This window comes from Niallia sp. 03133, from assembly GCF_052663225.1.
The window spans coordinates 407,202-425,268 of record NZ_JBQTCY010000002.1; the positions used below are offsets into that span (position 1 = coordinate 407,202).

Here is an 18,067-nt window from a genome sequence, read left to right on the forward strand (position 1 = left end):
CGCAATCACCAAGTGCTAATGATTGGTCCCCTTCCCTTAATGCTTAAAATCACAGGGGGCGCCTTCCTCCTATTTTGTTTCTTTTTAGATCACTCAAATAATATAACACACAAGAATCTCATATCCATAGAGGTAGAGGAATCTCCCAAATGAAACCTCAGCATACACAATATTTGTATTGTATGGTGCTAATTCCAACAAAGCTTAGTTTTTTGATCGATAAGAAGAGATGACTTTTTATACAAAAAAAACCCCTCTTCTTAGGAAGAGAGTCAGGCTGTCGGGTTTCTCGAAAGCCTGAGGTTCGATAAAACCACATTTCTTCTACAAATACCTTATATATAAGGGTGCTTTAGCTGAAGAGGTGAAAATCTTCCCTTTGTTGTTCATAGCAATCTTGAAGATTATCCCAGGTATCCCAAATTATATTTTTTGATTTCTAAAAATACTTGAATAGTGTTTTCATATTTTTTATTTTTCCATTCTTGTGCTTCTATTTTTAACTGTTGAATGACATTGGACTTATCAAATAATACTTTACCAGTAATAAACTTAACGATAGACATTATCCTACGATTCCGATTATCATCTTGAAAGTGTTTACGAATTTGCTTTGGTAGTTTTACAAAATATTCGATTAGAAGATCATCAATAATTTTATTTCCTCTTTCTCTCCAGTCAACATCGTCAAATAAAATAATATGTATGTCTAAGTCTGATCGTTTAGATGGATTTCCTGTTATATAACTTCCACATACGAGTGCTGCTTTTACATCGTATTTGTATTTCCAATCTTCAATAAACTTATTAAAAACAACTTCCCACTTTACCATTCGTAAACTCCTTCCTTTAAAATCCATTTTATCAGAAGAAATTCTATAATATCTTATACATTTCTAGTTTATATAACGATTCTTTCAGGAATTCACCCACAACGAAACCCTTGGGAGCTAGGAGTTATTATTTATACAAGATTTTATACAACTTAGATATATACGTTTATGCACTCTCAAGTACACTTGAATGGTCCGATGGTGGAATAACACAATCGACATTTTCAAGTAACTTTATTGTAAATGTAACAACTTGATTTGAAATTAAAAGACTATATTGTCAATTTACAATTTATAGCTTAAGAAAATAAAACAATATTCGTAAGAGAAGATTAAGTACAAGATTGTTTACTTTGCATAAACCATTTAATTAGAATAATATCAATACCATAAAAGAAAAAGGACTGAAAAAGTTATGTATATAGAAATGGATGTATTGATTAAACTGGCTATTTCATCAGGGCTGGGGATTATTATTGGATTAGAAAGAGGAATAAAACGAAAACCAGTAGGGTTAAAAACAAGTCTTGTTATTAGCATCATAAGCTGCTTATTAACCATTATTTCCGTTGAAGCTGCTTATCAATATCCAGGGAGTGAAAAAGTAAGAATTATCATGGATCCTTTACGTTTACCGGCACAAATTGTATCCGGAATTGGTTTTTTAGGAGCTGGGGTTATATTAAGAAGAGGCAATGATCGAATTTCCGGTCTTACTACTGCTGCGCTTATTTGGGGAGCTGGAGGGATTGGTATTGTTGTAGGTGCAGGCTATTATATGGAAGCCATTTTAGGTGTTTTGCTTTTAATTGTCAGTGTTCAAGTTATTCCATCGTTAATAAGTACCATTGGTCCAAAACAATTAAGAGAAAAAGAAATAAAAGTAAAGTTAAAAGCACATGAAAAACAAGATGTTTCATCCATTATTACAGCGATTAAAAAACAAAAAATAGGAATTAAATACGTCCGGATTAAAGATTTAGAAACAGGAGAGCACTCTATTTTACTTATCCTTATTGTAGATCAGAATTTTGCAATAACCGATTTATACGAAAAATTCTCAGAACTTCATGGAATCGAGCAAATTGAGAGCATTAATTAGCTGAATAGACATAATGATCTTTTTAATTCTGATGATTTAACATGCATAACTCCGTTCTAATTTTAGGACGGGGTTAAATAAAGTTGTTTAATTTTTTGGTGTAAAATACTGTTTTAATGTTCATCATATCGCCCTCTTTATCTTTTTAACCTAATTCGTTTTAGATTATAAAATTCTCTTTTTTAACCTTTATCATTTGAAAACTCTTTCCCTTTTGTTATTCAGCTAAATATCCTTCTAATCTTCAGAGCCGACAAAAAGTATTTTTAGCTCTGGAAGCCTATTTAAGAAATAGTAAAATGATAAGCATATTTCCACTAAAAACTTACATTCTTTATGCATGTTTTTTCTCTTCCATCGGACGAAAGAAAGCAGCCATGATGGAATCTATTTTGAAAATTCGAGGCTGTCTCTTTGTTAAACAGTAAGTCCTTACATAACTAGATTGTATTTCTTTTATAAAAATGGTTCTTTTAGAAAAGGTCTTATTCTTTTTTTCATAGATAATTTCGATTGGTTTTTTTTCAAAAAACGCCTTTTTTAATTGTCGATCTAACATAACTTACCTCCCTTTTGAATATATTATATACAAACATACGTTCTTAATCAAGCAAAAAACAAACAAATGTTCTATTTTTATATAAGGAGTGTTTTTTATGATTCATGCCTGTTGTACAGAAAGTCGCCTTGTTAATCTCGTCCTCAATAACATGAAAAACATCGAACGAGATGGGAACAATGACTAAGATGTCACGAGAAGATAGATGCATATTTGAACAATCTATCTATTTACCTATCGTTTTAGCTGTCTTGGACAATGATAGAAAGAAAGCAAACTTATCCCCTTTTAAAATCAAACAAGTTTATATAAATCTTATGGAACACACCACACAAAAGGTTCAGAAAGACTTAAAAACAATTCATGATAAAATGCATATTCATAAGCTAAAACTGGAAAAAGGCGAAAATGATGGAATCTATACCGAATATCATTTTTTCCATAAAGGCTACCATGAACCACATCGATATCTCAATGCTCATTTAAGGAATACTACAGAAAAAATGCTAATGTACTATTTAACAAGGAATTTTTAATAGGAAAACTTTCACTTATTCACAAAACTTTCAAAATTTTTAGTCTTTTATCTATTATAAAGCTACATTTATACGTTTTATAATAAAACTATTAGATAAATAAAAGGAGAGTTAGAATGATTATTGATAAAACGAAAGAATTATGCCAAAAAATTTACAACGAGAACATTCAATCAATGGACAATTGGGCAGGCTATGAGTATATCGGGTTACGCTTTGAAAAGAAAGAAAGAACGGTAGGAGAACTTTGTGAATACAGCAAACATATAAAAAATGGAGATGAACTGGATGGAACGTCTGCTTGGGATTTATCTGAAAATGATACATATAAGAATCCCTCCTTTGAAAAAAGCGCAGATGATCCTTATTGTCATTGCTACATAGTCGCTGGCAATAAGCTTGGCCAAATATCTAAAGTACAACTTGATGCAAACGAAATTGTCATTAAAGGTGCGCTTGTTATTGCTAAAATCTTTTAAATAATTTGCTTCTTTGTTCGAAGATTTATCTTTATTTGCCAGAAAAAAATAAAGGGATTCTCCTTGACAGAAAGATTCTTGTTCAAGGAGAAACTGCATCAAACAAAAAAGCTGCCGCAAACCATTTTATTTTATCCTTCCTCTGCTACTATAGTGTCTTTTATTTTAATGATTGGATGCGTAGAATTTTTTATTAAAACCGATTTAATAATAGAAAACAATTATCATTACACCCTATTGGTACCGATAAAATTAATTGGAGGCTCCAATGACAGACCTATTAGCACAACTTGCATTTAGTCCCCTCTATATTATTACGGTTTTAATGGCTTTTAGAGTTATTGTTTTTCTTAGAAAAGAGAAAGGATTTATTCACTACTTATGTAAAATTTGGGCTGTAATCCATATCCTTATCTACTTACTGGCTATTTATTTTTCATCCTAAAACATTTATCCTAGCTAGATAATTTTATGTTTTATGATTGTAGCGATCCATCTTCGTCCATTTTTTTCATGAAATATTTAGGTGATTCCTTATACCCTTGAGACTCATAAAATCGATGTGCACGTTCTCTTCTCGAATGACAGTGAACTTCTATTCTATCGCAATTTCTGCTTTTAGCTAAATCAATTATGTATTCCTCCACTTTTTTGCCAATGTTTTGATTTCTCCATATTTTATCAACCACAAAATAGCTGATTCTTGCAAAATCCCCTTTTAATGCTAATTGAGGGATAAAATGCAAAGAAATAAGGGCAGCAACCTTTCCATTTTGTTCATAAACCAATAATTCTTCATCAGGATGATTCAGCATTTTTTCCATTTTGCTTTTAATAAACAAGTCCGTATCCGGATACCCCAGCTGATGAAGTAGTTCAGAAAGTTCTTGCCAATCTGTTATTTTTGCCTTTCTCATCCCCATAAACGATCCCTCACGATCTAGAATTACACCTTTTTAAGGATTGATATTATCTCCTCTAATGATTGTTCATATGCTTCTTTGTCATATTTATTAGAATAAGGATTAGCAAATCCATGTTCTGCTTTAAACAAGTGGATGTCAACATTTTGGTATTTTTTTTCTTGTATTTTTATTATTAAATCACTAACTTTAAATGACCTTTCACTATTTGCAAAAAAAAGCGATGCTTGGCATTTGGGATATAGTTGATAATAATTTCTAATGCGAGAACCATAAAAACAAAACACACCCTTCAAATACGTATTTTGGGTGCTGCATATCCAAGCAATTGTTGCACCAATACTAAAGCCTGCCAAGTAAATCTCACTATAGTTTTTATGTACTTGATTAATTCTTTCATTAATAACTGCAGAAGCTTTTTCAAACCCAATATGATTAAAAAAGTATTGATAGGCTTCTTCTTCCTGTGTTTCACTAAAAGATTCTCTAAAAGAAAGTAAATTAGGACAAATTACATCAAAACCATTTTCCTCGAATAGGTTTGCAAAGTGTTTCATATGATTGTTTACTCCATAAATTTCATGAACTAAAATGACTAATCGATCCCCTTTTTTTCTATCGGACATTCATTTCCTCCCTAGTAATTTATCAGCTTATAACTTTTTTAAATCCCTTCTAAACTCGTAGCTTCTTTAAAAATTTCCTCACACAAACAAATGTACGTTCAAACCTTATGAGAATTAAAACATCTTCTATAAATATACACCTAATTATAAAATTAAATGGAACGAAAGGGAACCTAACAATAAAGTAAACTTCCATCAGTGGGGGATTTTCCTCATCCCTCACTGATGGTTAGTTGCACTTATCGGATCTTTACGGGCGAGTTTCAACACCTAGCTTCCTCGATTTCTCGACATCCCCGAGGTGGGGGTCTTACTGCCCGTTAAGAGTGGGATAAATTCTTTCCCTTTCCCTATCTATTAAACAGTATATTCTTTTAAACGGCAAAAGTCTTAAGCGTTACGTTTGAATATGTGTAGCGAATGCAAAATGGATAAATACATAGTCAGCGCTAATTCTTATTAAATGACCACTCTCTATTAATTAACAAATAATTTACAAGTATTTCCTATTAACTTAATATCAAAATGATATTTTTAATTTAGCGGGGATAGCATGCGTGGCTATCATGGTATTTGGCGTAGGAGGAGCCTATACTTTTGTTTCATCCTATCTGGTTGATTAATCGTAAAAAACGATACAGAATATTCTAAAAACTTAAGTCTATAGACCAATGAATCTTATGAAAGGAAAAGAATGAATAAAAATACATAATGAAAACAGGATGACTAGGTTACTCTACCATAAAAAAACTATTTGGACTTTGTTGTTTAGCTTCGGTGAGATCCACATGTTGACATGAAATTTATTTCTATTAAAGGATTTCCACAAAAGAACAACTTAACGGTTCAAACTTAATATGGAAAGACATATAACAAAATATACGGTGTTCAAAATTGGCCAATCTTCAGCCATGCTCCAAATGAGTTATAGGCTGCTGTGGACTCCGCCTAGTTTATTTAGGAAATAAAAATAGGAATATGGCATTCATTTAGAAACCTACTATTAAGGCAAAGGTTATGCATCTCAAGCAGTTGATGCTGTTATTTATTATGCATTAATGAACTAGCAAAATATTTGTTTATAGGACAAAAGCTCTCTTATTTCACCAATAATTATTAATCGTTTATCTAAGTATAGTTCTTTGCTTTAAATCTTTTTATTCTAAGCTTCCCATACAGTTTAAAAATGATCCGTACTCCTTTTAATCCATTGTGAATAACGCTTTTTCTTTATATTTTTATGTGAAAAAAACTACCTACCTTATACATTATTTTATTTCCCCCTAGGCCATTGCCCAATCATCCTGATTTAGATCATCATAGGCTAAAGCAATATTAGTTTCTTAAGTTACAATTCTTAAATAAATATAATGGTATGGATAAGGAGATGGCAGTATGCATCATTATAATGCTTTATTTAATCAGAGAAACCACATTGATATTTCTTTAGACCTTGTTAAAGCGATTAATGGAGAATATTCCGCTATTGCTTGTTATGAGCAGCTAGAAAAATTAGCACCTTCACAAAAAGAAAAGAAAGTAATCCACGAAATACGCAATGATGAGATGAAACATTTCCATACATTCTCAAACATATATACTCAATTAACTGGAAAACAGCATAGACCAATAATCACAGAACCATGTCCTTCCATTTACAAAGCAGGATTAGATTTCGCCTTCCGGGATGAACAAAAAACGGTCGATTTTTATTTAGACATTGCCGACAAAACAGATAACCAATACATTAGAAAATCGTTTAAAAGAGCAGCGTTGGATGAACAGAATCATGCGGTTTGGTTTCTATATTTTTTAAAATAATGGCTTACCGAGTTCAAGGTTATTATTAAAGAATTTTTTAGTTGGTAAAAGTAAAAATTGATCAACTAACACATTTTAATCATCTTATCCAAAACTTTATCTAGCTATAGTTAAAGATTTGTACTTCCAGTATAATACAGTTAAATATATTATAAGGGAGTACTTTGCTATGATTATTAGAAAAATCAAAACCTCTGATGCAAAAGATTTTCTTCAACTCTGTAAAGAATTAGATGAAGAAACTAAATTTATGATGCTTGAACCAGGAGAAAGACAAACAACGTTTGAACAACAGAAGGAAATTATTATGGAAACACTCTCCAATAATTTGTCATTACTCCTTGTATGCGAGATAGATGCTAAAATTGTTGGATACATATCAGCAACGAGTGAGAGCTTTAGTAGAATGAGGCATAGTGTATATATTGTAATAGGGATACTTAAGAAATATTCAGGCAAAGGGATAGGAACAGATTTATTTTCTGAACTAGAGAAATGGGCTTATTCAACCAATATTCATAGGCTGGAACTTACCGTTATGACGAACAATGAAGCAGCTGTCGCCCTATACAAAAAAAAGGGTTTAAAATCGAAGGAACAAAGAAGCACTCTTTAATGATTGAAAATGAGTATATTGATGAATATTACATGGCAAAGTTACTATAAATTAATTAGAGGTATGGTTCATCCTTATCTCTATTTTTTATGCAATATTTTGGTCTACTCCGTTTAACTAATTCTCTTTTTAAAAGTCCCTTATCCTAACAACATAAAAAAAGGAAACTTATGGATTTCAAATAGAAAACATGTGATAATAATTTCGAAGGAGATGATTTCTATGGAACTTGTTGTCGGACTGTTTTATTTTGTTGGTGAAATCATTTCGGCATGGGCCATTTCAACTTGGAGCTATTACCAAGAAAAATTGGATAACAATTAATTTCTTCGTTAAAAGCTCCCCTAACTTGAAGCAGTCATCATTGATACTATTATTATGTTTAAATTTTTTTAAAAGGCTTTTAATCGATATACAAATTCTGTCGTTGCTTTTCTTTCCTGCATACTAAACAATGAAATGACTAAAAAAGGAGTGGTATATGGATGATTGGAATTACGAGCTTTGGCCTTTTTATAATGGCTGCACTTTTAATGAATTTAACTCCAGGACCAGATACGATGTTAATTATCAGCAGAAGTGTTTCTCAAGGAAAAAAATCAGGCATTTATTCTGTGCTTGGCATTTCATCAGGAGCGCTTATCCATACTTTTTTTGCAGCTATCGGTTTGTCTGTTATCCTCGCAAAATCGGTCTTTTTATTTACACTCATTAAATTAATTGGTGCAACTTATCTAGTATACTTAGGAATAAAAATCTTGCTGCAAAAATCATCGGCAATGGAAATTTCTGATACAAGCTCTTTATCCTTAAAGAAAATTTATATGCAAGGATTAATAACAAATGTTACCAATCCAAAAGTCGCTTTATTTTTCCTTTCATTTCTGCCGCAGTTTATTGTGCCCAATACTTCGCATAGCACTATTTCTTTTGTTATTTTAGGTCTTACTTTTGTTATGACAGGGACCATTTGGTGCTTAATCGTTGCATCTTTTTCTTCTTATATAACGGAAAAGTTAAGAAGTAATTCCAGAATGGAAGCAGTTATGAATAAACTTACAGGCATTATTTTTATTGGCTTAGGGATTAAGCTTTTTCAAACAAAAGCTTCTTGACAGACAATGAATAAAAAAAGAGTTACACTGGCTGTTTCAGCAGCTTTTTTAACTTCCTAAACTTACCAAGGAGATATAACTGTGTTTAAAAGAATGCCAAAGAATAATGAAAATATTCGTCACCATTGGTTCTTTAAGATTTCAAATTATAAGAATGCTTGTATTGGGATTTATACTAGGGATTATTTTTGATCGATGATTTCTGGATTAAACTTTTATTTATAGTGTTTTTAAGCATTTCCACTAACCATTTGCAGGATAAAGGAAAGGGTGTTTTAACTTGTGTTTTCCATATCGAAATGACCCTAGAAAAACATTAATTCCTTATTTGAAGAACCTTGATGAAGAGTGTTGGTTTCAACATTCGCCATTTTACTCCAATAATATAGCATGGATTATTTCTCATATCTCAAGCAGTGAAGATTATTGGATAAATGAAGTTGCATTAAAGAAGCGCTGCATTTTAACCTTGAAGGAAGATAGTTCCCCACAAGATCTATTAAACAGTTATATGGAAATTAGAAGTTATTCAGATTCCATAATACATACTTTAGAAGATTCACAACTTAATCAAATAGTGGATGTCCCCACCTTTTCCGATGGGTGGAAACCTCCTTCTTTTCCTACATTAAGATGGTTGTTTCATCATGTATATGCCCATGAAACCTATCATATTGGACAAATAGCAGTGATTGCACATATTAACGGTTTTCAAAAACCATTGTTTTAAATTTCAAAAAGTTATTCCCTTTTCGATCATTGCATCATTTTGTTGCATGGTCTACTAATATTGCCTTTTCTATAGGAGGAAATAAAATGAAAATTATCGAAGACTCTCCTTACTCGGAGGATGCTGAACTGCTAATTAAAGAACTATCCGAAACTTTAACTGTATTGACTGGCAGCAGCGGAGAAAATTCATTCCATCTTGATTCTGTCTGTGCCCCTCGCGCCTTATTTGTAATTGCCTATTTTCAGGAAGAACCTGTAGGATGTGGTGCCATCCAGCCTTTAAATCAACATATTGCAGAAGTGAAAAGAATGTATGCCAAGTTAAAAGGAAAAGGAGTTGGAACACAAATTTTAAGTTTCTTAGAACAATCTGCACTAAATTTTGGATATTCAGCAATATGGCTTGAAACACGAAGGATTAACCAATCAGCAGTCACTTTTTATCAAAAAAATGGCTATAACCCAATACGAAACTATGGAAAATATAGTAATAGACCGGAAGCCATTTGTTTTGAGAAGCAATTAGGCAGCTCATAGTTCCTTACTACTTGTAGTGTTATTATAAGTAAGCATCAAAAAAATAGGACGTTTGTATTTCTTCTTTCCTTTGAAAAAATATCATTTAAACCGTAAACAGATGACTCCTTCTTTGCAGAAATCATCCTCTCTAAATAAAATAATTGTAACAAGCTTAAGTATCCTGATAATCTATGATTTATGTTTTCTTCCTTTTGATAGAAAGAAAAGAAAAGATACATTAACTGAACAAACTTCCTTATCCTCTGTAATGTTTTCCTATTAATATACCTTCCGCCACTTTCGCCAACGGCATCCGCCTCTGCATGCTTTCTTTTTGAAGCCAACGCATAGCTTCCTCTTCTTTAAACCCCAATCTCTCCATTATCTTTCCTTTGGCTTTTTCCAACTCCTTTCTCGTTTCCATCTCCAGTTGCAGTTCTCGTATACTGGATCGAAGCTCCGATAATCGAGCTTTCTGCCCGAGTGCAATCTCGATTGTTGGAATCAAGTTCTCTTTTATAACCGGCTTTACCAAGTACGCCGTTGCACCTGCCTCCTTGATATCCTTTATTATCGATTTTTGGTCTTGGTCTGTTAACAAGACGATCACTGCATCTGAAAAGGAACTAATTATTTTTGACGCTTTCACTCCACTTACTTTTGGCATCTTTCTATCCATCAAAATCAAATCTAGCTTCTGTAGATAAGCCTTTTCTACTGCCTCTTCCCCATTCCTCGCTTCCGCAGCTACAACATAGCCCTCTTCTTCCAGCATTTCACAAATATTCTTCCGAATCATGGATTCATCAACCACCACCATAATCTTATTCAAGCTTATCACCTCATCTATTTTCTTGATTAAACTGGGCTTCCATTTATTAACATGCAATTTATTCTATTGTTTTTAATACTTCTTCCAAAAACTCTTCCACAGTAGGGATAAGTTTAAACCCTTCATGAGCTACTCCAGTAACCTCTTCATATCGAACCAGGATTCCTTCTGATGTCCAATTTTTACCTAGTGTTCTAATTCGTTCCAAACGAGTATTCCCGGCTATTTCAACTCCTGGAAACCAAAATGGATTATCGCTGCCGTTTACCAACCTTTTGTTATCGAGAGCCCCTATGACCAATTGTACTGGAACACGACGCATTTCCTCCCATTGAAGATGGATGCCGAATTGTTCTTTAAAGTCACGGATTCCTGTAAACCAATTCAAAGAATCATCTAACAATGTGACATTGCCTGGAGAAGCAATGGAAACGCCTAATAGCCGTTCTGGGTAAAGATAGTAAAATCGATGAACAAACTGCGCTCCACCAGAAAAACCAAACAGCAAAAACTTTTGACCTGAAACTCCATATAGAACGGTAAACTCCTGTATCATTGCTAACAAAACATAATCAAATCGAACATCTTGGTACTTAATCATCTTATAGGAGTTTAATTCCCCGGCTTCGCCAATTCCAGCAGGAAAGAGAGGTGCTAAAATCACAGCACCTGTTCTTTCAGAAAACACTTTAAACTCATCCCTAAAACGTTGTGCTGCACGTTCCGTTCCATGTATCACTACTAGAAGCGAGTTTTTTAAAGGATTAGTCTCATCAAAATTGCTTGGGATATAAGCACAATAAGAAAACCTTTGATCGTATTGACATGCATATAAGGAAGTTGCACCTCTTTCCTTCCTTACCGTTTGTTTTTGAAACGATTTCATATCCCATTCACCTCCATAGTAAACTGTCATTTCGATCGGGTATATCTTCAAGCATACAGATGACATGCAATGTATTGTCCATCTATGTGCTTTAATTCAGGTTCTTCCGTTTTGCAAATCTCCATGCATTCATTGCATCTTGGGTGAAACGAACAGCCAGAAGGCGGATTAGCAGGGCTTGGAACATCCCCTTGCAGCACAATTCTCTCTTTTTTTATCATGGGACTCGGAGTTGGAACTGCAGACAATAAGGCTTTCGTATAAGGATGTTTTGGAGAATCAAACAACTCATGCTTATCTGCCATTTCTACTAAGCGTCCTAAATACATAACTCCGATCCGATTGCTTATATGCTTTACCACACTTAAATCATGGGCTATAAATAAATAGGTCAAATTAAATTGCTCCTGTAAATCCTGCATAAGATTAATGACTTGAGATTGAATAGATACATCTAGAGCGGATACAGGCTCGTCGGCTACAATTAGCTTTGGATTTAAAGCAAGCGCCCTGGCAATTCCGATACGCTGTCGTTGTCCACCACTGAATTCATTCACATACCGACGAGCATGGTATCCACTTAAACCGACAATATGGAGCAATTCTTCTACTCGTCGTATTTTTTCCTTCCCTTGGACAACTTTGTGAATTTCCAGTGGTTCAGCGATAATATCAAAAACCGTAAGACGCGGGTCTAGAGAGGCATAAGGATCCTGAAATACCATCTGCAAATCTTTTCGGAACTTTCTCAACTTGCCTGAAGGCATGCCTACGAGGTTTTCCCCTTCGTAAATAACTTCTCCCTCAGTCGGATGAAGAAGCTGCAGCAGCATTTTCCCCGTAGTTGATTTTCCACAACCGCTTTCTCCTACTAATCCTAACGTTTCCCCCTCATATATCGTAAAGTCCAAACCGTCCACTGCTTTTACATGGCCGATTGTTCTGCTGAAGATTCCTTTTTGAATAGGAAAGTATTTTTTTAAATTTTTCACTTCAACCAAAGACTTTTTCATTGTGATCACTCTCCTTATCGGATGTATGGAGCCAGCACCTTGTAAAATGTCCGATTTTCACTTCCTCCAATTGTGGCTGCATTCTTCTGCAGTAATCTGTAGCAAATTCACAGCGTGGAGCAAAATTGCATCCTTCCTGTAAGCTTCCAGGGGCTGGTACACTTCCTTTAATAGAATATAAACGTTTCTCCACTGATTCCAGCGTCGGCATCGATTTCAACAGTCCTTGTGTATATGGATGCTTTGGATGGGTAAAGAGGGACACAACATCACTTTCTTCCACCACTTTCCCACCATACATGACTACTACACGGTCGCACATTTCCGCCACTACGCCAAGATCATGTGTGATCAGCAGAATCGCCGTTCCTTGAGTTGATTGGAGCTTTTTCATTAAATCCAGTATTTGCGCCTGAATTGTTACATCTAAAGCAGTCGTCGGTTCATCGGCAATTAAAAGCTTTGGGTTGCAAGCCATTGCCATGGCAATCATGACCCTCTGTCTCATTCCTCCAGATAAACGATGGGGATACTCGTCTACAATTTGTTCCGGTCTCGGTATTCCAACCAGCTTGAGCATCTCAATAGACTTCTTCCTTGCTTCCTTCTTATTAAAGTTCAGATGAATACGAACTGCTTCTCCAATTTGATCCCCAACGGAAAAGACAGGATTCAAAGAAGTCATCGGCTCTTGAAAGATCATAGCCATTTCATTGCCCCTCATTTCCTGCATTTGCTTCTCAGAAAAATTTAATAGATTTTTCCCATTGAATATAATGGAGCCTTCCACCACTTTCCCTGGGGTTAATCTCATCGCAGTCAAAGAAGTCACACTTTTTCCAGAGCCGGATTCTCCAACAATACCTACTATCTCTCCACTGCGAATATTGATATCCACACCATCAACGGCTGGAATCACCCCGTCATCTGTAAAAAAATATGTCTTAAGTCCTTTAATAGCAAGTAATGCACTTTCCAATGCTTGTCCCCCCTTTTTATTAACCAGCTTTGTTCCACTATCTCCCTTTTTTCACTGAAAAGACTACAACTTCATTTTTGGATCGAGTGCGTCCCGAATGCCGTCTCCCAACATATTAAAAGACAGTACGATGAACATGATAATTAGTCCTGGTATGGTACAGACATGTGGAGCAGTTCTTAAAAACTCCCTGCCTGCACTTAGCATCGCTCCTAATTCTGGCGTCGGAGGCTGGGCGCCCATCCCAAGAAAGCTTAACCCAGAGGCCGTGAGAATCGCTGTCGCAATACGCATTGTAGACAAGACAATAATAGGTGTGATACTGTTTGGAATTATATGTTTGAATATGATGCGAATATTTCCAGCACCCATTGATTTCGCAGCTTCGATGTATTCTTTGCTGTTTACGGATAAGACAGAGCTGCGGGAAATCCTTGTAAAGTTTGGCACCGAAAAAATGCCAATCGCAAGCATAACATTGATCATACCCGGCCCCAGTACGCTAACAATCGAGATAGCAAGCAAAAAGCTCGGAAATGCCATAAAAATATCCATGAACCGCATAATAAACATGTCGGTCTTTCCGCCAAAGTATCCTGCAGCCGTCCCAAGCGCCACTCCGAACACCACAGAAATCAACACCCCAAAAACACCAACCATCAAGGATATTTGGATTCCATATATAACCCTTGATAGAATATCCCTGCCATACTCGTCGGTTCCAAACGGGTGATTTAAAGAAGGAGGATTCAAGATAATATTCATATTTTGTTCAATCGGATCAAAAGGCGTTATCCACTTTGCGAAAATTGCGACAATTATAATACATACAGTCATCCAAAATCCGACTACTGCTCGTTTATTTTTTTTAAATCTTTTCATAGTCAACATCCATTGTGAGCGCCTTTGGTAAGTCGGATCCACGCTTTGCTTTCCTTCTAGAATGATGGAGGTCTTACTCATAGCTTTAATACTCCCTTCTATTTATATCTAATTTTGGGATCCACAACACTGTAACTTACATCAACAATAAGGTTAACCACAACGAAGATTATTGCGACGAACAGAATGCACCCTTGCACGGCGGGATAATCCCTGAACTGAATGGACTGGATAATGTACCTTCCAAGTCCGTTCATCGAGAATACAGTTTCCGTCACAACAGCCCCACCCAATAATGTGCCAAACTCCAACCCTATAATGGTTATAATGGGAATTAGTGCATTTTTTAAAGTGTGCTTATAAATAATCAGCCATTCCTTGACTCCTTTTGCGCGTGCAGTACGAATATAATCTTGATGAATAACCTCAAGCATGCTGGACCGAGCTAATCTGGCTAAAACACCAGAAGAGGAAAGCCCTAAGACGACCGAAGGAAGAATAAAATATTTAAAGCTGCTGCTTCCACCGGAAGGAAGCAGCTGCAAATAAAATGAAAACAGCAGAATAAGCATAATCCCGAACCAAAACACCGGCATCGATATACCGAATAGGGAAAACATCATCGTTACATTATCCCTAATGCTGTTCGGTTTTGTAGCAGAAAATATTCCAGCAAATAGACCAACGATAACCATTATGATAATAGAATAAATTGTCAACATCATCGTGTTCGGAAACCTCGCCATAATTTCTTGCAGAACCGGTCTTTCAGAATGCATGGATATTCCCAAATCTCCTTGGAGCAAACCCAATGCGTAACTGATGTACTGTTCGTATAAAGGACGGTCTAAACCTAAACGCTCATTGACACTTTGCACTTGTTCTGCGGTTGCATCGGCTCCCGCAATTAAATTTGCGGGATCCCCTGGAACCGAATGAATGATAATAAAGCTGAGGATGGATACGCCAATCAAGGTTGGAATCATTTGCAGCACTCGCTTTATGACATAACTTATCAAAAGAATTCCTCCTATATCTTTTTTTGCAGCTTTTCTTATTCATTCCCTATCATTTTATTACTGCTTTGCGCAAATCATATAAATAGGTTGGGAGAAATGTTATTCCATCTACCTTTTTCGACATTCCCCAATGCGCAACATCCTCATGAAGAAAAATCCACGGTGCATCATCCTTGACCAGCTTCAGCATTTCTGCATAACTTTTTTTGCGAGCATCTGGATCTACCTGTGATTGTCCTGCCATTATAAGCTTATCGACATCTTTGTTATTGTAATGGGCATAATTCGTAGGACTTGTCGAGAAAAGGGCATCACGGAATAACGGGTCAGCATCACCTGTATTTGCTAAAGCACCTCTCATGAATAAATCATATTTCCCAGGATTTTTCAGGGCTTCTAAATAAGCTCCCAATTCCAATGTCTGCAGTTCTACTTTAAACCCTAGTTGCTGCAAGCTGTTTTGAACAAATTCAGTGGCAGGCTTATCCTGTGTTACATTTGCAGCAAAAATTAAACGGAAACTATATTTTTCTGGAACTACTCCTGCTTCTTTCAGCATTTGTTTTGCTTTGGACAAGTCAAAAGGATAGGAACCTACATTACTGTAGCCAAATGTTGACTCCGAGATGGCAGCTGTAGATGTTCTAACTTTTCCCTCATATAATTTACTCACCATAGTGTCCTTATCAATTGCATAATTTATTGCTTGACGCACCTCTGGTTGATTAAATGGGGGTACGGTCGTGTTAAATCCAACGTATGCAATTCGATTTGCTTCGATATTATTAACGACAATTTTATCGTTATCTTCCAAACGAGATAATTCCGAAAGAGGAAGATTGCCAGTCACGTCGACTTCCCCTGTTTCAAGCATAATTACACTTGCAGAGGTTTCCGGAACATTTTTGAACGTAACGGTTTCCACTTTAGGCTTTCCAGCCCAATAGTTTGAATTAGCTTCCAATACCACGGCATCCCCAGTAGTCCACTCTTTTAATTTGAAGGGTCCTGTTCCTACCGGATTCTTAGCAATCCCCTGCTCATTTTCTTTAATCGACTTAGGACTAAGTATACTGCTGGCCGGTGAAGCCAAATTTCCTAAAAAGGCTCCCTGTGGAGATTTCAAATGAAAGATAACGGTTGTCTCTCCACTTGTCTCCATATTATCGATATATTGGCCAACCAGCGAATGCTGACTTAACTCCTTATTGTTGGCAACTCGTTCAAAACTAGTTTTTACTGCTTCTGCATTAAATGGGGTACCGTCCGAAAAACTGATTCCTGAATTCAGCACAAAGGTCCATGTTTTTCCATCCTCAGAGGTTGTCCAGTTTTTAGCCAACTGCGGTTCGATTTCCATCTTTTCATTAAATGTGACAAGTCTATCGTATATTTGATAATTAATTAAGCTGGAGATTGTATCGGTTACATTTTGAGGATCTAAACCTACTGGATCTCCTCCTACTGTAAGAGTTAAATCTTTCGCTTCTGAAGCTTCCCCTTCTGATGCTGGTTTTTTAGAACTACATGCAGACAGCAATACAGAAAAAATAATGAACATGACAACTACTATTTTCCTAGACGAAACCCAAACCATTTTTATTTCCCCCTTTGATATAGTAAGAACTTCTTGTTCCCCAAGTCACTTTTGATCATAATCAACAAACTGATTTTTCTGAATATATAAAATATTATTATAGTATAGACAACCGCGCTTTCTTCTCTCTAATAGGATGAACGACTATCGGAAGTTCTTATAACAAATGCTGCTATATGAATTTATTCATTCTTTATTCGTTCACTTTGATTCATCTGTCAACGATCAAGTTTGTCTTTACACCCTTCAATTGAGATGCCAAAACATGGCTAAGGAGGAGGGCATCAATGGGTGGGATGGTAAAGAAATTCGCTCCCCATCTGGTATACTTATCCACCTCCTCGGGTGTAAAAGCCGGAATACCAATACCTAATCCTGCATGACGAGTGACTTTAATAATTTCTTCTATCGCTTCCATAACTACCGGATGATCGAATTGCTCTTGATATCCGAGAGAAGACGCCAAGTCTGCTGGACCAATAAAAAGCAGATCCAGCCCAGCAACACGAACAATCTCATTAATATTGGATATAGCAATGGCATCTTCAATCATCCCGATAACAGTGACTTGTTTGTTTTGACGCTCAATATGCTCCAAAAAAGGAGTTGTGCCATATTGGGCGGATCTTGATGAGCCATCAAGCCCACGAAAGCCGATTGGACGATATTTTGCTGTGCCTACAGTTCGCTCCGCTTGTTCTTTTGTTGTTAGATGAGGAACCATGATCGCATCTGCTCCTGCATCCAATACTCGCAGCATAGCTCCATAATCATTTTGAGGGGTTCTCACCACAGAGGAAACATGGACGCATTTTGCTGCCCGAATCATATGTTCTACCAAACTGAAATCCATTGTTGTATGCTCCATATCAATGATGGCAAAATCATACCCTGTATATCCCAGCATTTCCACGACGGCAGGATCCTTTAAGGTTACGATTGTTCCATAAGCAGATTGTTGACCGTATAACAGCTTGCTAAAATTAGTCATTTAGGAT

The 18,067-nt window shown here is 35.7% G+C and carries 20 protein-coding genes, 1 pseudogene and 1 riboswitch; of the genes and pseudogenes, 9 read left to right on the top strand and 12 right to left on the bottom strand.

Annotated elements, in window-relative coordinates; all coding sequences use genetic code 11:
• Positions 1-117 precede the first annotated feature (117 nt).
• Positions 118-226, top strand: a riboswitch (SAM riboswitch).
• Between the two features lie 178 nt (positions 227-404).
• Positions 405-833: a nucleotidyltransferase domain-containing protein gene (locus ACTYBU_RS04460; RefSeq protein ID WP_445487467.1), complete on the bottom strand. Its 429-nt coding sequence runs from the start codon at positions 831-833 to the stop codon at positions 405-407.
• Between the two features lie 427 nt (positions 834-1,260).
• Between ACTYBU_RS04460 and ACTYBU_RS04465 the strand changes: the two genes are divergently transcribed.
• Positions 1,261-1,935 carry an MgtC/SapB family protein gene (locus ACTYBU_RS04465; protein ID WP_445487468.1) on the top strand — a complete coding sequence of 225 codons (675 nt, stop codon included), beginning with the start codon at positions 1,261-1,263 and terminating at the stop codon, positions 1,933-1,935.
• A 334-nt stretch (positions 1,936-2,269) separates the two neighbouring features.
• Here ACTYBU_RS04465 and ACTYBU_RS04470 read toward each other — a convergent pair whose 3' ends face one another.
• On the bottom strand, positions 2,270-2,494 hold the full coding sequence (locus tag ACTYBU_RS04470) for a WYL domain-containing protein (RefSeq protein ID WP_445487470.1): 225 nt from the start codon (positions 2,492-2,494) through the stop codon (positions 2,270-2,272).
• A gap of 170 nt (positions 2,495-2,664) precedes the next feature.
• On the opposite strand from ACTYBU_RS04470, the gene ACTYBU_RS04475 reads away from it, so the two are divergent.
• The 3 genes from ACTYBU_RS04475 to ACTYBU_RS04485 all read left to right on the top strand — a co-directional run bounded on the left by ACTYBU_RS04475 (position 2,665) and on the right by ACTYBU_RS04485 (position 3,954).
• The gene (locus ACTYBU_RS04475) at positions 2,665-3,030 is read left to right on the top strand and encodes a hypothetical protein (RefSeq protein WP_445487471.1); all 366 of its coding nucleotides are present in this window, start codon (positions 2,665-2,667) and stop codon (positions 3,028-3,030) included.
• A 116-nt stretch (positions 3,031-3,146) separates the two neighbouring features.
• Positions 3,147-3,509: a hypothetical protein gene (locus tag ACTYBU_RS04480; protein ID WP_445487472.1), complete on the top strand. Its 363-nt coding sequence runs from the start codon at positions 3,147-3,149 to the stop codon at positions 3,507-3,509.
• A 268-nt stretch (positions 3,510-3,777) separates the two neighbouring features.
• Positions 3,778-3,954 carry a hypothetical protein gene (locus ACTYBU_RS04485; RefSeq protein WP_445487474.1) on the top strand — a complete coding sequence of 59 codons (177 nt, stop codon included), beginning with the start codon at positions 3,778-3,780 and terminating at the stop codon, positions 3,952-3,954.
• Between the two features lie 31 nt (positions 3,955-3,985).
• Here the strand turns inward: ACTYBU_RS04485 and ACTYBU_RS04490 are convergent, their stop codons facing one another.
• Positions 3,986-4,432, bottom strand: a complete 447-nt coding sequence (locus ACTYBU_RS04490) for a GNAT family N-acetyltransferase (RefSeq protein WP_445487475.1) — start codon at positions 4,430-4,432, stop codon at positions 3,986-3,988.
• Positions 4,433-4,455: 23 nt separating this feature from the next.
• Complete coding sequence (locus ACTYBU_RS04495) at positions 4,456-5,058, bottom strand: alpha/beta fold hydrolase (protein ID WP_445487477.1); 603 nt, start codon at positions 5,056-5,058, stop codon at positions 4,456-4,458.
• A gap of 1,395 nt (positions 5,059-6,453) precedes the next feature.
• Here ACTYBU_RS04495 and ACTYBU_RS04500 point away from each other — a divergent pair.
• From ACTYBU_RS04500 to ACTYBU_RS04520, 5 genes and pseudogenes are all read left to right on the top strand, one after another.
• Entirely contained in the window at positions 6,454-6,879 is a 426-nt protein-coding gene (locus ACTYBU_RS04500) for a ferritin-like domain-containing protein (RefSeq protein WP_445487478.1), read from the top strand.
• 169 nt (positions 6,880-7,048) lie between these two features.
• Positions 7,049-7,545 (top strand): annotated as a pseudogene (locus tag ACTYBU_RS04505) (GNAT family N-acetyltransferase).
• 435 nt (positions 7,546-7,980) lie between these two features.
• Positions 7,981-8,610 carry a LysE family translocator gene (locus tag ACTYBU_RS04510; RefSeq protein ID WP_445487480.1) on the top strand — a complete coding sequence of 210 codons (630 nt, stop codon included), beginning with the start codon at positions 7,981-7,983 and terminating at the stop codon, positions 8,608-8,610.
• A 280-nt stretch (positions 8,611-8,890) separates the two neighbouring features.
• Complete coding sequence (locus ACTYBU_RS04515; RefSeq protein WP_445487481.1) at positions 8,891-9,340, top strand: DinB family protein; 450 nt, start codon at positions 8,891-8,893, stop codon at positions 9,338-9,340.
• A gap of 86 nt (positions 9,341-9,426) precedes the next feature.
• Positions 9,427-9,879 carry a GNAT family N-acetyltransferase gene (locus ACTYBU_RS04520; RefSeq protein ID WP_445487482.1) on the top strand — a complete coding sequence of 151 codons (453 nt, stop codon included), beginning with the start codon at positions 9,427-9,429 and terminating at the stop codon, positions 9,877-9,879.
• Between the two features lie 238 nt (positions 9,880-10,117).
• Here the strand turns inward: ACTYBU_RS04520 and ACTYBU_RS04525 are convergent, their stop codons facing one another.
• The 8 genes from ACTYBU_RS04525 to ACTYBU_RS04560 form a co-directional block, all read right to left on the bottom strand.
• Positions 10,118-10,702 carry an ANTAR domain-containing response regulator gene (locus tag ACTYBU_RS04525; protein WP_445487566.1) on the bottom strand — a complete coding sequence of 195 codons (585 nt, stop codon included), beginning with the start codon at positions 10,700-10,702 and terminating at the stop codon, positions 10,118-10,120.
• Between the two features lie 49 nt (positions 10,703-10,751).
• Positions 10,752-11,579, bottom strand: a complete 828-nt coding sequence (locus ACTYBU_RS04530; RefSeq protein WP_445487483.1) for a hypothetical protein — start codon at positions 11,577-11,579, stop codon at positions 10,752-10,754.
• A 47-nt stretch (positions 11,580-11,626) separates the two neighbouring features.
• Positions 11,627-12,592 carry an ABC transporter ATP-binding protein gene (locus tag ACTYBU_RS04535; RefSeq protein ID WP_445487485.1) on the bottom strand — a complete coding sequence of 322 codons (966 nt, stop codon included), beginning with the start codon at positions 12,590-12,592 and terminating at the stop codon, positions 11,627-11,629.
• Complete coding sequence (locus ACTYBU_RS04540; RefSeq protein WP_445487486.1) at positions 12,573-13,571, bottom strand: ABC transporter ATP-binding protein; 999 nt, start codon at positions 13,569-13,571, stop codon at positions 12,573-12,575. The genes ACTYBU_RS04535 and ACTYBU_RS04540 overlap by 20 nt, the downstream gene beginning before the upstream one ends.
• A gap of 63 nt (positions 13,572-13,634) precedes the next feature.
• On the bottom strand, positions 13,635-14,534 hold the full coding sequence (gene nikC, locus ACTYBU_RS04545) for a nickel transporter permease (protein WP_445487487.1): 900 nt from the start codon (positions 14,532-14,534) through the stop codon (positions 13,635-13,637).
• A gap of 17 nt (positions 14,535-14,551) precedes the next feature.
• Entirely contained in the window at positions 14,552-15,472 is a 921-nt protein-coding gene (nikB, locus tag ACTYBU_RS04550; RefSeq protein ID WP_445487489.1) for a nickel ABC transporter permease, read from the bottom strand.
• Positions 15,473-15,521: 49 nt separating this feature from the next.
• The gene (locus ACTYBU_RS04555) at positions 15,522-17,069 is read right to left on the bottom strand and encodes an ABC transporter substrate-binding protein (protein WP_445487491.1); all 1,548 of its coding nucleotides are present in this window, start codon (positions 17,067-17,069) and stop codon (positions 15,522-15,524) included.
• A gap of 211 nt (positions 17,070-17,280) precedes the next feature.
• The gene (locus ACTYBU_RS04560; protein ID WP_445487493.1) at positions 17,281-18,060 is read right to left on the bottom strand and encodes an HpcH/HpaI aldolase family protein; all 780 of its coding nucleotides are present in this window, start codon (positions 18,058-18,060) and stop codon (positions 17,281-17,283) included.
• Positions 18,061-18,067 lie beyond the last annotated feature (7 nt).

Excerpts from the sequence above, each read along its gene's own strand:
- ACTYBU_RS04480 (WP_445487472.1), top strand. The coding sequence starts at position 3,147 with ATGATTATTGATAAAACGAAAGAATTATGCCAAAAAATTTACAACGAG.
- ACTYBU_RS04520 (WP_445487482.1), top strand. The coding sequence starts at position 9,427 with ATGAAAATTATCGAAGACTCTCCTTACTCGGAGGATGCTGAACTGCTA.
- ACTYBU_RS04475 (WP_445487471.1), top strand. The coding sequence starts at position 2,665 with ATGGGAACAATGACTAAGATGTCACGAGAAGATAGATGCATATTTGAA.
- ACTYBU_RS04485 (WP_445487474.1), top strand. The coding sequence starts at position 3,778 with ATGACAGACCTATTAGCACAACTTGCATTTAGTCCCCTCTATATTATT.
- ACTYBU_RS04465 (WP_445487468.1), top strand. The coding sequence starts at position 1,261 with ATGGATGTATTGATTAAACTGGCTATTTCATCAGGGCTGGGGATTATT.
- ACTYBU_RS04470 (WP_445487470.1), bottom strand. The coding sequence starts at position 2,494 with ATGTTAGATCGACAATTAAAAAAGGCGTTTTTTGAAAAAAAACCAATC.
- ACTYBU_RS04530 (WP_445487483.1), bottom strand. The coding sequence starts at position 11,579 with ATGAAATCGTTTCAAAAACAAACGGTAAGGAAGGAAAGAGGTGCAACT.
- ACTYBU_RS04555 (WP_445487491.1), bottom strand. The coding sequence starts at position 17,069 with ATGGTTTGGGTTTCGTCTAGGAAAATAGTAGTTGTCATGTTCATTATT.
- ACTYBU_RS04460 (WP_445487467.1), bottom strand. The coding sequence starts at position 833 with ATGGTAAAGTGGGAAGTTGTTTTTAATAAGTTTATTGAAGATTGGAAA.
- ACTYBU_RS04535 (WP_445487485.1), bottom strand. The coding sequence starts at position 12,592 with ATGAAAAAGTCTTTGGTTGAAGTGAAAAATTTAAAAAAATACTTTCCT.
- ACTYBU_RS04560 (WP_445487493.1), bottom strand. The coding sequence starts at position 18,060 with ATGACTAATTTTAGCAAGCTGTTATACGGTCAACAATCTGCTTATGGA.
- nikC (WP_445487487.1), bottom strand. The coding sequence starts at position 14,534 with ATGAGTAAGACCTCCATCATTCTAGAAGGAAAGCAAAGCGTGGATCCG.
- ACTYBU_RS04490 (WP_445487475.1), bottom strand. The coding sequence starts at position 4,432 with ATGGGGATGAGAAAGGCAAAAATAACAGATTGGCAAGAACTTTCTGAA.
- ACTYBU_RS04510 (WP_445487480.1), top strand. The coding sequence starts at position 7,981 with ATGATTGGAATTACGAGCTTTGGCCTTTTTATAATGGCTGCACTTTTA.
- ACTYBU_RS04495 (WP_445487477.1), bottom strand. The coding sequence starts at position 5,058 with ATGTCCGATAGAAAAAAAGGGGATCGATTAGTCATTTTAGTTCATGAA.
- ACTYBU_RS04500 (WP_445487478.1), top strand. The coding sequence starts at position 6,454 with ATGCATCATTATAATGCTTTATTTAATCAGAGAAACCACATTGATATT.